Origin of the sequence: Rhodomicrobium sp. Az07 (assembly GCF_018619475.1) — a bacterium.
Taxonomy (GTDB): Bacteria; Pseudomonadota; Alphaproteobacteria; order Rhizobiales; family Rhodomicrobiaceae; genus Rhodomicrobium.
Genome location: NZ_JAHFZG010000002.1, coordinates 140,744 through 155,066, shown reverse-complemented (window position 1 = coordinate 155,066; position 14,323 = coordinate 140,744). Strand labels below are relative to the sequence as shown.

Here is a 14,323-nt window from a genome sequence, read left to right as displayed (position 1 = left end):
AGGTGATCAGACCTTGGCCAGCGCCTGCGCGATGTCGGCGACAAGATCGCCCGCGTGCTCAAGCCCGACCGAAAGCCGAAGCGTTCCCGGCGTGATGCCAAGCTCCGCCTTCGCCTCGTCTGACAATTTCTGATGCGTGGTCGTGGCCGGATGCGCGATCAACGATTTCGCATCGCCGAGATTGTTCGAGATCTTGATTACGCGCAGCGCATCCATGAACCGGAACGTGGCGTCCTTGTCGCCGTCGAGCGAGAAGGCCACGAGCGGCCCGCCCGACGCCATCTGCCGTTTCGCGAGCGCTGCCTGCGGGTGATCCGCGCGGCCCGGATACATCACGCGGGCGATTTTACGCTCGCCGCAGAGAAAATCGGCGATCTTCGCCGCGCTGGCGCTTTCACGCTCAACCCGAACGGTCAGCGTTTCGAGGCCCTTCAGCATAACCCAGGCGTTGAACGCGGAGAGCGTCGGGCCGGTCTGACGCAGGAAGCCCTGCACATGCTCCTCGATGAATTTTGTCGTCGAAAGGATGACGCCGCCGAGACAGCGCCCCTGCCCGTCGATGTGCTTCGTCGCCGAATAGATCACGACGTCGGCGCCGAGCTTGAGAGGCCGTTGCAGAAGCGGAGTCGCGAAGACGTTGTCCACCATGAGGATGGCGCCCGCGTCGTGCGCGATCCCCGCCACGCCTTCGAGGTCGACGAGGTCGAGCGTGGGGTTCGCCGGGCTTTCGCAGAAAAGCACGCGCGTGTTCGGCCGGACGGCGGCGCGCCAGGCGTCGAGGTCGCGGCCATCGACCACGGTCGATTCGATGCCGAAGCGCGGAAGGATGTCCTCGATGATGGCGCGGCTCGCGCCGAAGACGGCCTTCGCGCCGATGACATGATCGCCTGCCTTGAGACAGGAAGCGAGCGAAGCGAAGACCGCAGCCATGCCCGTCGCCGTGCCGCGCGCCGCTTCGGCGCCTTCGAGGGCGGCGATGCGCGTCTCGAACATGGCGACGGTCGGGTTGCCGTAGCGGCTGTAGACATAGCCTTCGGCTTCGCCCTTGAAGCGGGCTTCGGCCTCGGCGGCGCTTTCATAGGTAAAGCCGGAGTTCAGATACAACGCTTCGGACGTCTCGCCATGGGGCGAGCGCAGCGTGCCGGAATGGACGAGAAGCGTATCGGGATGAAGGCCGTCAAGGCCCGGTTGGTCGGACATTGTCACTCTCTCATGGGCGCTAAATGCCGTAAGCCTTCAGGAGAGAGGGCGAGCGGCCTTTTAGCAATATGTTTAGCGTGGCTGCAAGCCGGCCGGCAAAGGACCACGTTCGAGGGCAGCTAAAACCCGCGTGCGCTTCCCGTCAAGAGCAACCGCCGAAGAAATATGCCCGGCCTGATGAAAGCGCGCATCTGGAAAAGGCAGGCGCGTTTCCCCCACGGATTGGGGAAAAATTTCATCAATCGCATCGCAGGCCCAGACCCAGCGCTTCGCGCTGTTCGACCGTCGCGCTAACCGGCCCTGCTCGCGGTGACGCGCGAGGGCAACAAGATGGCCAGCGATCGGCGCCCGCTGAATTTTGGTACGCGCGCTCTCGGTTTGCGCTTGATCGATCGCGCGGCGCATCCTAATGTGATGCCTCGCTCGCCCCGTTCGTCTAGCGGTCAGGACGCGGCCCTCTCACGGCTGAAACAGGAGTTCGATTCTCCTACGGGGCGCCAACACTCTCCCAAGTCATTGATTTTGTTGCCCTCTCTTCCCAGTGGAACAGCGGCTAGGACAATGTTCTCCAGGCTCCGCTTGCCGCGAGCTCGATCGTGACAGCCAGTTCGGCCCGCAAGCACGAGCCGTCGCCGCCACCCCTGTTCCAAGGCGAAGCGCGGCTGTGCGCCCGAAACCGCGTTCCCCCGCAGGACTCCTTCAAATTACTTCAAATTCAACCCGGATAGCAAACCGGTTGTATACCCTTCCGATTGCATTGGCTTGCAATATTTCTCGTAAAAGTTGCTACAATTAAGGTGATTTTTACAGATCGCCTCTAAGTTGCGAACGAGGCTTCTATACAACTCAGGATGGTTGGCCAATGATCGCCGATTTCGTACGCGTCCAGCCGGACGACCAGTCGTTGAAATCCAATTATCTGGTGACGCTCCGCATGATCGAGCGCCTGCACCGGCTTCTCCTCGACCTGATCAAGGACGAGTTCGAACGCGTCGGACGGACCGACGTCAACAGCGTTCAGGCGCTCCTGCTTTTCAACATCGGCGACGTCGAACTCACCGCCGGCGAACTGAAGACGCGCGGTCTCTATCTCGGCTCGAACGTCTCCTATAACCTCAAGAAGCTCGTCGAAAGCGGCTACATCCATCACCAGCGCTCGCGCACGGACAAGCGCTCGGTGCGCGTAAAGCTGACGGACAAGGGCAAGGCCATCTCCGAAATGGTCAACCGGCTGCTCGAACGGCAGCTGAACATGCTCGAAAAGGTCGGCGGCGTTTCCGTTCCGGACCTCAAGCACTTCAATCAGATATCGGTGAAGCTTGAGCGCTTCTGGGGCGACCAGATCCGTTACCAGCTTTGATCGCTGGAGCTTCCCGCCGCCCGGATCGACCGGCGAGTTTCGCCTTGGCGCGAACGTTCTCATCCGACTCGGCATCGGCTCGAAGGCACCTTTCCGACACACCGGTCGGCAGAAGTTCCCGAAACGATGACAGGGTGCAGATCCGACCGTTGCGATGACGGACGCTACTGCGCTAATTCGAGGGACAGCGTTCAGCACCGAGCACGCGGTGCGGGCGTTTCGTCGATTTTGGCGCGCCGGGAACCGCGTTATAGACATAATTCGGTGGCACGTACCGCATCAGGGTTAACGGCAGATCGCGTTGCGGTTGCTGTCATATTTGAGTGCTGGAGACGGGATGGGGATGATGAAACCGAGGGTAGTGGCTGCATTCCTTGCGGCCGCCTTCATGGTTGTCGTTGGATCTTGCGATGCGGACGCCCAGCGCAGGGGAAGCTCGATCGACGATTGGCTCGGCTTCGACCAGTCGGACGATTCCTGGGAGCAGCCCTTGCGCGACCGCGCCTTTCAGCGCGAATGGGAAACGCAGCCCGAACGCGGGTTTCCGACCCTAGCCAAGGAAAATCTCGCTACCACCAGGATCGCGATCAAGCAATATGCCGAGATCGTGGCGCGTGGCGGCTGGCCGCAGCTTCCGCCCATCGAACTTCGTACCGGAATGAGCCACCCCGCCGTCGTCCAGCTTCGCACGCGTTTGCAGGTGGCCGGCGATCTTCAGGCCTATGGCGGCTATCCGGAGGTCTTCGATTCCTATGTCGAGCAGGCGGTCAAACGCGCGCAAACCCGTCACGGAATTCCGCCGACGGGGTTCCTCGACCAGACGACAATCGACGCGCTCAACGTTCCCGCCAGTGCGCGACTTCGTCAACTTCGGACCAACCTCGCGCGCCTGCAAGGGTTGGTGCCAAATACGCCCGCCGGAAAATATGTGATCGTGAACATCCCGGCGGCGCAGATCGAGGCTGTGAACAACAATTACGTGGTTTCCCGCCATGCGGGCGTCGTGGGCAAGCCGGACCGGCCGTCGCCGCTCTTGAACTCGGCGATCGAGGAAATAAATTTCAACAAGGAATGGGTGGTGCCGCCCACCGTGTTGAAATACGACCTCGTTCCGAAGGGCCGCGACGGTCTGGATGTGCTCGCGAAGTACAAGATCGACGCTTATGCGACCCACGAGGACTATCAGAAGGGCAAGAAGCTCGACGCCTCTAAGATCGACTGGTCGTCGGACGCACCGCTCCGCTATTTCTATGTGCAAGCGCCCGGCGACGAGAACCCGCTCGGTTTCGCGAAGATCAATTTCGCAAGTCCGCAGGGCGTCTACATGCACGACACGCCCGGCCAGAGCGTCTTCCAGAGGAGCTTCCGCGCGGACAGCTCGGGCTGCATCCGCGTGCAGAACATTCATCAACTCGTTGCGTGGCTGCTTGAAGACAACGGCTGGTCGGTGCAGCAGGTGCTGCGCATGAAGCAGTCGGGCGAACGCCTGTTCGTACGGCTCAAGAAGCGCGTGCCGCTGTACTGGACCTATATCACCGCCTGGGCCACGCCCGACGGAACCGTTCAGTTCCGTCGCGACATCTACCGCAAGGACGGCGTGGAGGCGATTGCCTCGGCTTACTAGATTCGTTGTTCGCGGGCCGAAGGCTTTACCCAATTGAAACGCCGGGCACCTGTCCGGCGTTTTCATTTCCGCGTCGTGAGCCCTTGTCAATTCGAGCGGCCGGGCCTTTGTTCGCGAGCGTCGATCAAGCCTGAGGCAGTTGCGCCGCCTTCGCCGCCTTTTTTAGCTGGATGCGGGCACAAGATCGCGTCTCGTTTGTATGACTCTGCGCGGCCAGCGCGAAATGGGCGCCCGGTGCGGCGGCCTTCGCCCCAAGGACGCAGCTTCGACTTGCGGGCCGCGACCGATCCAAAGCACCCCAGGAGAGACGGATGGACACGCCCTCGGCATCGACCTCGCGCGACTGGCCCGACATCCCCTATCCCGCATGGAAGGACACGGCCGAAACGCTGCAACTGTGGATGCAGATCGTCGGCAAGGTGCGGCTCGCGCTCACGCCGTGGCTCAACCATTCATGGCATGTGCCGCTTTACGTCACGTCGCGCGGGCTCGACACCTCGCCGATCCCCTACGGCGCGCGAACCTTCGACATCGCCTTCGACTTTCAGGACCACCTCCTGACCATCGCGACGAGCGAAGGCAGCCGCCGCGAACTCAAGCTCGAACCGCAAACGGTCGCCGACTTTCAGGCGCGGCTCATGGAGACGCTGGGCAGCCTCAACATCGCGGTGAACATCTACGAGATCCCATCGGAAATTCAGAACGCCATTCCCTTTCGCGAGGACCGGATCCACCGCGCCTACGACCGCGACGCCGCGCAGCGTTTCTGGCGCGCGCTCGTGCAGGTCGACCGCGTGTTCAAGCTTTTCCGCACCGGGTTCATCGGCAAGTGCAGCCCCGTGCATTTCTTCTGGGGCAGCTTCGACCTCGCGGTGACGCGATTTTCCGGGCGGCGCGCGCCGCCGCATCCGGGGGGCGTGCCGGGCGTCGCCGACGAAGTGACCCGCGAAGCCTATTCGCACGAAGTGTCGAGCGCGGGCTTCTGGCCGGGCGGCAACGGCATCGATTACCCCGCCTTCTACTCCTACGCCTATCCGACGCCGAGCGATTTCAAGCGGCAGCCGGTTGAGCCTGACGCCGCCTTTTTCAGCGACGCGCTCGGCGAATTCCTGCTGCCATACGACGCGGTGAGGAGGGCCCGCGATCCGGACTCCAGGCTGATCGCCTTTCTGCAGAGCACCTACGACGCGGCAGCAACAACAGGCGGATGGGACCGCGATGCGCTCGAATGCCCGCTGGGGCGACCGGGCGTGCCGCGTCCGCTCGATGGACGCCGCAGTTGGTCGGCCTGACCGAAGACACTGAGCGTGGATCGCCAGCAATTCAATCCCATAAAATAGAGAGCATAAACGCAGACCTTCCTAAACATCCGGACATTAGCATCCCCCCGAGCACTGCTCGTCCCGCCTCGGTCTCCACGCCGAGGCAGGCCAACGCGCCGCGCTCAACTCGAAGCCGGAGGGCGACATGGACCGGAAATACATGCGATGCATAGGGCTGGGTTTGACGATGGCGGCTTTCGCGGACGGCGCGGTCGCTCAGGAGCGGGGCCGCATCAACGACGGTCAGCCGCTGCGAATCGAGCGCGAACCGAACGGGCTGACGGAGCCTAATCCGGAACGCGGCGGCGTGATCGATGTCGACGAACTCCTCGGAGTCAAGCCCGCGAACAAGCAACGCGAGGAAGCCGAGCGGGAAGACAGAAGGGCGTCCCGGCAAAAGGAAAAAAGTCCCGAAAGGCGCTAACCGGACTCTATTGTTCGGCCTCCCGGCTTTCGCCCGCGCCGACCACAGCCACCGCCGTCATGTTCACAAGGCCGCGCACGGTCGCGGACGGCGTCACGATATGGGCGGGCATCGCGGCGCCAAGCAGGATCGGGCCGATGGAAATGGCCGAGCCCAGCACCTTGATCGCGTTATAGGCGATGTTGGCCGCATCAAGCGACGGCATGATGAGCACGTTCGCCTCGCCTTCGAGCTTCGAATAGGGGAAAAGCTCGCGGCGCACGCCTTCCGCCAGCGCCATATCCGAATGCATTTCGCCCTCGGCTTCCACGCCGGGCTCCCGTTCCCAGAACAGTTGCAGCGCCTCGCGCATCTTCTTCGCGCTCGGTGTGTTGCCGCTGCCGAAATTCGAGTGCGACAGGAAAGCGAGTTTCGGCGTCAGGCCGAAGCGGGCGACCTGCCGGGCCGAAAGGGCGGCGGCTTCGGCCACCTCCTCGGCGGTCGGGTCGTAGTTCACCTGCGTATCGGCGACGAAGAACGTGCCCGACTCGAGCACGAGCGCGTTCAGCGCGGCGAAATTCTTCACGCCCGCGCGCAAGCCGATGATGTCGGAAATGTCCTTCAGATGCCGGTCGAAGCGGCCGGTCGTACCGCAGATCATCGCGTCCGCTTCGCCGCGCTTCAGCAACATCGCGGCGATCACGGTGTTCTGCCGCCGCGCCGCGACGCGCGCATCCGAGCGGGTGATGCCCTTGCGGTCGGTCAGGCGGTGATAGTCGGCGGCGAGATCGTCGACGCTGGCATCTTCGGTCGGATCGAACACCTGGAAATCGACGCCGGGCTTCATCGGCAAGGCCAGATCGCGCAAGCGTTCTTCCATGAACTTGCGGCTGCCGACGAGGATCGGCTGCGCGATACCCTCCGAGAGCACCTGATACGCCGCCTGAAGCACCTTGACGCGGTCCCCCTCCGCGAAAATGACGCGCTTCGGTGCGCGTTTCGCGGCCTCGAACACGGGCTTCATGACGAGGCCCGAGCGGAACACGAAGCGGACGAGCTTTTCGCGGTAGGCGGCGAAATCGGCGATGGGGCGCGTGGCAACACCCGACTCCATCGCCGCGAGGGCGACGGCGGGCGCGAGCCGCGTGATGAGGCGCGGGTCGAACGGCTTCGGGATGATGTAATCCGGCCCGAAATGGAAGCTCTCCGCACCGTAGGCCGTCAGCACAATGTCGTGCGCCTCGGCCTGCGCGAGGTCGGCGATAGCCATGGCGCAGGCTTTCTTCATCGCCTCGTTGATCTCGATCGCGCCCGCGTCGAGCGCGCCACGGAACAGGAAGGGGAAGCACAGGACGTTGTTGACCTGGTTCGGAAAGTCCGAGCGGCCCGTCGCGATGATCGCGTCCGGGCGCACGGCTTTCACCTCGTCCGGCATGATCTCGGGCGTCGGGTTCGCGAGCGCCATGATGATCGGGCGCTCCGCCATGGTCTTCACCATCTCGGCGGAGACGACGCGCGGTGCGGAAAGGCCGAGGAAGATGTCGGCGCCCGCCATGGTTTCGGCGAGCTTGCGGAACTCCGTCGGCTGCGCATAACGCGCGAGGTAGGGGTTCATCTCCTCCGTGCGGCCTTCGTAGACCACGCCGACCCGGTCCGAGACGAAGACGTTCTCGCGCTTGAGGCCGAGGCTCACGAGCAGGTTAAGGCAGGCGAGCGCCGCCGCCCCACCGCCGCAGCACGCAAGCCGCACGCTGCCGATGTCCTTGCCGACGAGCTTCAGCCCGTTCAGGATCGCGGCGGCGACCACGATGGCCGTGCCGTGCTGATCGTCGTGCATCACCGGGATTTTCATCCGCTCGCGAAGCTTCTGCTCGATCTCGAAGCATTCGGGCGCCTTGATGTCCTCAAGATTGATCGCGCCGAAGGTCGGCTCAAGCGCCGCCACCGCGTCGACGAAGCGGTCCGGGTCCGTCGCGTCGACCTCGATGTCGAACACGTCGATGCCGGCAAATTTCTTGAACAGCACCGCCTTGCCTTCCATCACGGGCTTGGAGGCGAGCGGGCCGATATTGCCGAGGCCGAGCACCGCCGTGCCGTTGGTGATGACGCCGATCAGGTTGGCGCGCGCGGTGAGGCGCGCCGCCGCCGCCGGGTCGGCCACGATCTCGTCGCAGGCGAACGCCACACCCGGCGAATAGGCGAGCGACAGGTCGCGCTGTGTGGACAGCGGCTTCGTCGGCGTGACGGCGAGTTTTCCCGGCGGGTCGCTCTCGTGATATTCGATCGCGCTCTGCTTGAAATCCTTCGCCATCGGGGCCGTTCTCCTGCGGGTTTGTCGCCCCAACAGCTAGGCCATTCGCGTTAGCGGTTCAATGCACGCTTGCGCTACGCCACCGGGCGACTATCAGCCATGCGGGAGACGGGCGAAAAGGTCGCTCACAGCGCCCTCGCCCTCCCCGACATTGGTCTTGCATTTCGTTAAGGCGGTCTTAACTTCACGTCTCAGCTACGGAACACATGCCAGAGGTCGACATGAACCGTCTTATCGCCGCCGCCATGTTCGTTTCAGTCGGCGGGGTCGCCGCCAACGCGCATATTTACGCGAACAAGGACATCGCGATCATTCATCCCTGGGCGCGTCCCACGCCTGACGCTGCCGGAAACGCCGCAGTCTATGTGTCGCTCACCAACAACACCGGGGCGGTTGACCGCCTCATCGGCGCGTCGAGCGCGCTTGCCGAGAGGGTCGAGCTTCACGAAACCGTCGCGGATGACGGCGTTATTGCAATGCGCCCCATCGGCAGCATCGCGCTTCAGCCCGGTACGTTGACGGGTTTGAAGCCGGGCGAAAAGCACATCATGCTCGTCGGCCTCAAAACGAAACTGGAGGAAGGCAAGCCGTTCCCGCTTACGCTCTCCTTCGAGACGGCTGGAGACATTCCCATCGAGTTGCAAGTAACGCGCGGGCCGTCAGAAAAACCCGCCGCCGTTACCGGGCAAGGCGTTCACCACCATTAAGCGCCACCCTGCGCGGGGCGGCGCATCGCCTCTACACCTTCGGCACAAAGATGAGCCGTTCGACCGGTTCGCCCTCGCAAAGATGCGACACGCAGATTTCGTCGATGTCCTCGACGGTCCTCGGCGCATACCAGATGCCTTCGGGATAGACGACGACCACCGGCCCCGCCTGGCAGAAGCCGAGGCAGCCCGTCACGGTGACGGCAAGTTCCGGGTCTTGCAGCGCCTGTATCTTCGCGGATAGCCGCTCGATCAGGGGCATCGCGCCGGAAGCCGCGCAACTGCCGCGCGGATGCATGGGCGGGCGCTGTTGCGCGCAGATGAAGACATGGCGCTTGAATACCAGCGGCAGGTCGAAGGGTCTGCCTTCCGGGGCGGTTGTCAGGGCTTCGGACATTCGCTTCTCCTGTGCTTAAGCCGCGAGCGGCGGAAGGGAGATAGCAAGGTTCGTACCGAAAGCGTCGCGCGTGCAAAAAGGCGTATCGCGGGATATGCGCGCTTTCTGCGGCCGGGCGAAGGCTGGAACTGGGCTGGATCAGCCTGCGTTTAATCGGACTCGATTCGACGCAGAGAAGCTGATCGACAACAGAAACCTACAGCGTCGTGCCGCGTCTGATTTGCGGCACGACGCTGTAATTAAACAAAGCGAATGTTCAGTTCCGGCCAAACGCCTTATTCCGAGACGATCATGATCGGCGGCGGCCCGGCATCGTCGTCCTCGGCGAGTTCGACGCCCGCGATGCAGACATCGCCGTCGATGATGGCGACGGGGATGCTTTCAAGGCTCTGGAACTTGCAATCGCCTTCGACGCAAAGCCCGGTATTCGGCTCGAATCGCGCGTCATGCTGCATGCAGTGCAGATGGCGCCGCCCGTCCGAAACGTAATTTTCGGACTCTTCGTAAAGCGGCTTCTTCTCGTGCGGGCAGGCGTTTACGTAAGCGTAGAACTTTCGCGCCTCGTCGCGCACGATCAGGATCGGGAACGGCTCTTCCTTGCCATCCGCGCCCACCTTCGCAAGCGTGAAGGGCTGCACCCAACCGGGCGCGATATTCGCCTCGCAAACCGCGTAGACGATGGTTTCTTTCGTATCGGTCATCTGTCGTCCCTGTGCTGGGTTCGCGCCATGATCTTTCGCGATGTGATGCAAGGAGCATGCCCCGTCGAGCCGACTTTAGAGACATTCCGAAATGGATGCCAGCGGGTCCTCGCGAGAGCGCGCAAGGCTACGCCGCCGCATGGAAGCGAGATCGCGGCTCCAGCGTGCGAATTTTAAGGGGAAAGACACCAAACTTAACACGATTTATATGGCATTCCTCCAAAAGTAGTCATCCAGCGAGCCGGAAGCGACGGAAATACGCCGAAGGCTCATTGAATCTCAACGCGCCCGGCTCAAGTTCCGTGAGCGAATTGGGAGTGGCGGGACGTGAGTTCTGGGCGCGCGGGAGAGCGGGTCGTGCCGCAACGAGGCGACGAAAGACCGGATCAAGGAGCTGAAGGCCGACTGATGCAAGACATCCCCCTTCCAGACGGCCGCGACGGCGTCGATACCTATGAGCGGCCGCCGCTGACCGCCACCTTGAGCCTGATCGGCGTCATCCTCGCCGTCTATCTTTGCGAAGCCGTGTTCCGCATCGACGGAAGCGGCAGCGTTTTCGATCCCAACATTACGACGCTCGTCGCGCTCGGCGCACTCGACAAGAGCCTCGTGGTGGAAGGTGGCCAGTGGTGGCGGCTCTTCTCGGCGCCGCTGCTGCATGGTGGTGTCCCGCATCTCGCGTTGAACAGTCTTGCGCTTCTGTTCGCGGGCGCGGCGCTGGAGCGCGTCGTCGGCCGCGTCTGGTTCGCGGCGATCTTCGTTGTGGGCGCGCTCGGCGGCGGGCTGGCATCGCTCGCGATAAACGCAGCGGATCTTATTTCCGTCGGCGCATCGGGCGCGATCATGGGCTTGTTCGCGGCGGCGCTCGTCATCGCATACCGCTTTCCGCTGCATTCGCGCCAGCGGCGGTTGATGCTGGCGGGCTCGCTCGGCGTGCTCATTCCGTCGCTCATTCCGCTGTTCGACGGGTTGTTCGGGCAACGCATCGACTTCGCGGCGCATATCGGCGGCGCGGTCGCCGGGGGCGTCGTAGGGGCAACGCTGCTCGGTCTGTGGCATCCGGACATCGAGGCGCCGCCGCATCGCAAGACGGCGATCGTCATCGCTTTTCTCGGCCTGTGCGGCGCGATTTTTGCGGCCTTTCAGGTCGTCTCCACCTACAGCTCGCAGACGCTCGCCGTTTACGTCATCCCGGAAGCGCGCCTCCCCAAGGGGATGGACGAGATCCGCGCGCGGTCGGCGAAGCTCCTGGCGGAATTTCCGCGCGATCCTCGCTCGCACATCTACCGCGCCGTCACGCTGCAAGGCGACAACGACAACGCTGGCGCGGAGCGCGAATGGCGCGCGGCGCTTGCCGAACGCGAGATGCTGCGCACATTCTTCAAGCCCGAGCTTGAGCATCTCATCCGCGTCAACCTCGCGCTGCTCATGAAGGAGGGCGGGCGCCGGGCCGAGGCGGCGGAAATGGCAAGGCCCGTTTGCGCCTTGAAGGGCGAGCGTCAGATCGTGCTGGCGAATGCAGGGCTTTGCCCGCGATAAGTGGCTTGTTTTCGATTCCAGTGGGCTGCAAATGTCGGCGTGAGCATCAAGGCTCCGGCTTTTTGTGCGACGACGAAGCGCCGACATGCGTTGAGCCGGCGCGGCCCCCCCGGCACATCACCGTTTAGACTAACGCGCCACCTGCGTTTGCGATTGCGTCTGGCCCATCGCGGCAGCGGGCGCCGGCAACGCGACATCCGCTTCCGGTGCTTTCGCATAACCGAAGAACGCCGAGCCGAGTTCGCCGTTCAGAAGAATGAGGCTCGACTGCACCCAATCGTTGAACCCGTGGAGGTTCTGCAAGAGGTTGTCGTCGTGGCTCGCCGTCTGAAGCCCCTCGATCATCGCTTCGACGCGTTCGGCGGCAGGCCCGGCGTTGCGAAGCCCGAAATTGCGGCGCAGCAATTCGATCATCGCCTGCGTTTCGCTGAGACAATAGGCGATGGATCGCGGCAGACGTGGATCGAAAATCAGGAAGCGGGCAACTTCGCGCGGCTCGATATGACGGGGATGCACGCGCCGATAAGCGTGATAGGCGGACGCGGCGCGCAACAGGATCGACCAGAAGGTGTGATCGTAATGTCCTTCGTCGGACGCCAGCCCCGTCTGCTGCTGGGCGAAGCGCACGTCGAGCAGGCGGCTTGTCTGATCCGCGCGTTCGAGAAACAGCCCGAGCCGGAAGAACGGCCACGTCTCGTCGTGATAGAGCGTATTTTCCGCCACGCCGATCTGCGCATAACAGCCGCGCTTGATCGCGTCGCAGGTGCGTGAAAGGCGCACTTCCGAAAGATCGGCGTTGCTGAAGGCGAAAACGCGATTGCAGAAATCGTTGAGCTGATACCACATGTCGATGGACAGCATCGGCCGCAGCGCGCGCGCATTCTCGCGCGCCGACCGGATAGACGACTGAATCGATCCGGGATTTTCCGTGTGCGCCATGTAGAAGCGGATCACGTTTTCGGAATTCGCCTCCGGAAAGGCTTTCGCGAAAGCTTCCTCGTCGGAGTAGAGCGCCACGATCCACGCCCAGCCATTGTCGTCTTCGCGACCGCGCTGGAAGGACGTTTGCGTCTCGATGATGCGGCCGAGGCTCTCAGTGCGCTCGAAATAGCGCGCCATCCAGAAAACGCTCTCCGCGTGGCGGGAAAGAAGGCTGCTCACGCATTATCCTCCTTCAAAACCCAGGTGTCCTTGGTGCCGCCGCCCTGACTCGAATTCACGACGATGGAGCCGCGCTTGAGCGCGACGCGCGTCAGGCCTCCCGGCAGCACCCACGTTTCCTTGCCGGTGACAGCGAACGGGCGCAGATCGACATGGCGCGGTTCAACGCCCTGATCGGTAAGCGTGGGGCACACGGAAAGCTCGATCATCGGCTGGCTGATGTAATTCGTCGGGTCGGCCTTGAGCTGGCTCCGGCAGAGATCGATCTCTGCCTTCGTCGCTTTCGGCCCGACGCAGATGCCGTAACCGCCGGACTCGCCCACGGGCTTTACGACAAGCTTGTCGACATTGTCGAGCGTATAGCCAAGGCCGTCTTTCTCACGGCAGATGATGGTCTGCACATTCGGCAGAACCGGGTCTTCGTCGAGGTAATATTTGATGATGCGCGGCAGATAGGCATAAACGGCCTTGTCGTCGGCGACGCCGGTGCCGACAGCGTTGGCGAGCGTGACGTTGCCCTTCCGCACGGCGCGCATGAGCCCCTTCACGCCGAGCGCGCTGTCGGGGCGGAACACCTCCGGGTCGAGGAACTCGTCGTTGATGCGCCTATAGATGACATGCACGGGCTTTGGCCCCGACACCGTCTTCATGAACACCTTGTCGTCGTCCACGAACAGGTCGCGGCCCTCGACCAGCGGTATGCCGATCTCACGCGCAAGGAACACGTGCTCGAAATAGGCCGAGTTGAAGACGCCCGGTGAAAGCAGCACGATCTGCGGCTCGCTCACGCCGGCGGGCGCGCATTCGATGAGCTTGTCGCCGAGTTGCGTCCCATATTCCGACACGCTTTCGATGGCGAAGCCGTGCATGAGATCGGGGAAGGCGCGCTGCATCAGGTGCCGGTTCTCGACCACGTAGGAAACGCCCGAAGGCGTGCGGCCATTATCCTCGAGCACGAAGAATTCGCCGCGGGGGTCGCGGATCACGTCGGTGCCGCCGATATGGATATAGGTGCCGCAAGGTGGGTCGTAGCCGATCATCTCCGGCCGGTAGTTGGGGTTGCCGAGCACGAGGTCTTCCGGAACGAGGCCGTCTTTCAGGATCGTCCGGTCGTGATAAACGTCCCACAGGAACAGGTTCAACGCCTTGATGCGCTGCTTGACACCCTTGTCGAGCGTCTTCCAGTCCTCGGCGGTGATCACGCGCGGGATCACGTCGAACGGCAGAATGCGGTCGATGGCCGTGCGGTCGCTGTAGACGGTGAATGTGATGCCGAGGTTGAACAACTCGCGCTCGGCATCCGCCGCACGTTCGCGCAGGTGCATGAGTTCGAGTTGCTGAAGTCGATGCCACAGCGCGGTGAGATGGCGATTGCGATTATCGGGCGAGCCGAGAAGTTCGCAGTGAAACGGCCCCGCACTGTAATTGTCGAGCGGCGCAACGGTGGACGGATTTTTCAGCGCTGTGATAGTCGCCATGCAGAAAGGCCCCCGGAGAACGTCAGCCGTCATCGCCGATGTGAGGAGGGAAGACTCGAGCCAATGTCAGTCACGAGACTATCACAGCACGCTACTGCGCTGGTATATAATTTTCCGATG

At 62.9% G+C, this 14,323-nt stretch carries 12 protein-coding genes, 1 tRNA gene and 1 riboswitch; of the genes, 7 read left to right on the top strand and 6 right to left on the bottom strand.

Annotated features, from left to right (window positions below; all coding sequences use genetic code 11):
- Positions 1-6 precede the first annotated feature (6 nt).
- Positions 7-1,200 (bottom strand): O-succinylhomoserine sulfhydrylase, encoded by a 1,194-nt coding sequence (metZ, locus tag KKP04_RS02280; protein ID WP_215026043.1) that lies wholly within the window; start codon positions 1,198-1,200, stop codon positions 7-9.
- Between the two features lie 40 nt (positions 1,201-1,240).
- A riboswitch (SAM riboswitch) is annotated at positions 1,241-1,317 on the bottom strand.
- A gap of 308 nt (positions 1,318-1,625) precedes the next feature.
- Here metZ and KKP04_RS02275 point away from each other — a divergent pair.
- The 5 genes from KKP04_RS02275 (at position 1,626) to KKP04_RS02255 (ending at position 5,930) form a co-directional block, all read left to right on the top strand.
- Positions 1,626-1,700 (top strand) — tRNA-Glu (locus tag KKP04_RS02275).
- A 362-nt stretch (positions 1,701-2,062) separates the two neighbouring features.
- Positions 2,063-2,560: a MarR family winged helix-turn-helix transcriptional regulator gene (locus tag KKP04_RS02270; protein WP_013418885.1), complete on the top strand. Its 498-nt coding sequence runs from the start codon at positions 2,063-2,065 to the stop codon at positions 2,558-2,560.
- 343 nt (positions 2,561-2,903) lie between these two features.
- Entirely contained in the window at positions 2,904-4,184 is a 1,281-nt protein-coding gene (locus tag KKP04_RS02265; protein WP_251133848.1) for a L,D-transpeptidase family protein, read from the top strand.
- A gap of 311 nt (positions 4,185-4,495) precedes the next feature.
- Positions 4,496-5,476 (top strand): DUF5996 family protein, encoded by a 981-nt coding sequence (locus KKP04_RS02260; protein ID WP_215026037.1) that lies wholly within the window; start codon positions 4,496-4,498, stop codon positions 5,474-5,476.
- A 175-nt stretch (positions 5,477-5,651) separates the two neighbouring features.
- Positions 5,652-5,930 carry a hypothetical protein gene (locus KKP04_RS02255; RefSeq protein WP_215026034.1) on the top strand — a complete coding sequence of 93 codons (279 nt, stop codon included), beginning with the start codon at positions 5,652-5,654 and terminating at the stop codon, positions 5,928-5,930.
- Positions 5,931-5,937: 7 nt separating this feature from the next.
- On the opposite strand, the gene KKP04_RS02250 is transcribed toward KKP04_RS02255, so the two are convergent.
- Positions 5,938-8,220: an NADP-dependent malic enzyme gene (locus KKP04_RS02250; protein ID WP_215026031.1), complete on the bottom strand. Its 2,283-nt coding sequence runs from the start codon at positions 8,218-8,220 to the stop codon at positions 5,938-5,940.
- Positions 8,221-8,441: 221 nt separating this feature from the next.
- Between KKP04_RS02250 and KKP04_RS02245 the strand changes: the two genes are divergently transcribed.
- Positions 8,442-8,927 carry a copper chaperone PCu(A)C gene (locus KKP04_RS02245; RefSeq protein WP_215026028.1) on the top strand — a complete coding sequence of 162 codons (486 nt, stop codon included), beginning with the start codon at positions 8,442-8,444 and terminating at the stop codon, positions 8,925-8,927.
- Between the two features lie 31 nt (positions 8,928-8,958).
- Here the strand turns inward: KKP04_RS02245 and KKP04_RS02240 are convergent, their stop codons facing one another.
- A complete protein-coding gene (locus tag KKP04_RS02240) occupies positions 8,959-9,324 on the bottom strand; it encodes a ferredoxin (protein WP_215026026.1) in 366 nt (121 codons plus the stop codon).
- A gap of 275 nt (positions 9,325-9,599) precedes the next feature.
- The gene (locus tag KKP04_RS02235) at positions 9,600-10,025 is read right to left on the bottom strand and encodes a Rieske 2Fe-2S domain-containing protein (protein ID WP_215026023.1); all 426 of its coding nucleotides are present in this window, start codon (positions 10,023-10,025) and stop codon (positions 9,600-9,602) included.
- Between the two features lie 408 nt (positions 10,026-10,433).
- Here KKP04_RS02235 and KKP04_RS02230 point away from each other — a divergent pair, with 408 nt between their 5' ends.
- Entirely contained in the window at positions 10,434-11,564 is a 1,131-nt protein-coding gene (locus KKP04_RS02230) for a rhomboid family intramembrane serine protease (RefSeq protein WP_215026020.1), read from the top strand.
- Positions 11,565-11,693: 129 nt separating this feature from the next.
- Here the strand turns inward: KKP04_RS02230 and KKP04_RS02225 are convergent, their stop codons facing one another.
- Both KKP04_RS02225 and KKP04_RS02220 read right to left on the bottom strand, forming a co-directional pair.
- Positions 11,694-12,725, bottom strand: coding sequence for an alpha-E domain-containing protein (locus KKP04_RS02225; RefSeq protein ID WP_215026017.1), 1,032 nt, complete (start codon positions 12,723-12,725; stop codon positions 11,694-11,696).
- On the bottom strand, positions 12,722-14,203 hold the full coding sequence (locus KKP04_RS02220) for a circularly permuted type 2 ATP-grasp protein (protein WP_215026014.1): 1,482 nt from the start codon (positions 14,201-14,203) through the stop codon (positions 12,722-12,724). The genes KKP04_RS02225 and KKP04_RS02220 overlap by 4 nt, the downstream gene beginning before the upstream one ends.
- Between the last annotated feature and the right edge of the window lie 120 nt (positions 14,204-14,323).

Bases quoted from the DNA above. Each gene is read 5' to 3' on its own strand.
- metZ (WP_215026043.1), bottom strand. From the start codon at position 1,200: ATGTCCGACCAACCGGGCCTTGACGGCCTTCATCCCGATACGCTTCTC.
- KKP04_RS02270 (WP_013418885.1), top strand. From the start codon at position 2,063: ATGATCGCCGATTTCGTACGCGTCCAGCCGGACGACCAGTCGTTGAAA.
- KKP04_RS02265 (WP_251133848.1), top strand. From the start codon at position 2,904: ATGATGAAACCGAGGGTAGTGGCTGCATTCCTTGCGGCCGCCTTCATG.
- KKP04_RS02260 (WP_215026037.1), top strand. From the start codon at position 4,496: ATGGACACGCCCTCGGCATCGACCTCGCGCGACTGGCCCGACATCCCC.
- KKP04_RS02255 (WP_215026034.1), top strand. From the start codon at position 5,652: ATGGACCGGAAATACATGCGATGCATAGGGCTGGGTTTGACGATGGCG.
- KKP04_RS02250 (WP_215026031.1), bottom strand. From the start codon at position 8,220: ATGGCGAAGGATTTCAAGCAGAGCGCGATCGAATATCACGAGAGCGAC.
- KKP04_RS02245 (WP_215026028.1), top strand. From the start codon at position 8,442: ATGAACCGTCTTATCGCCGCCGCCATGTTCGTTTCAGTCGGCGGGGTC.
- KKP04_RS02240 (WP_215026026.1), bottom strand. From the start codon at position 9,324: ATGTCCGAAGCCCTGACAACCGCCCCGGAAGGCAGACCCTTCGACCTG.
- KKP04_RS02235 (WP_215026023.1), bottom strand. From the start codon at position 10,025: ATGACCGATACGAAAGAAACCATCGTCTACGCGGTTTGCGAGGCGAAT.
- KKP04_RS02230 (WP_215026020.1), top strand. From the start codon at position 10,434: ATGCAAGACATCCCCCTTCCAGACGGCCGCGACGGCGTCGATACCTAT.
- KKP04_RS02220 (WP_215026014.1), bottom strand. From the start codon at position 14,203: ATGGCGACTATCACAGCGCTGAAAAATCCGTCCACCGTTGCGCCGCTC.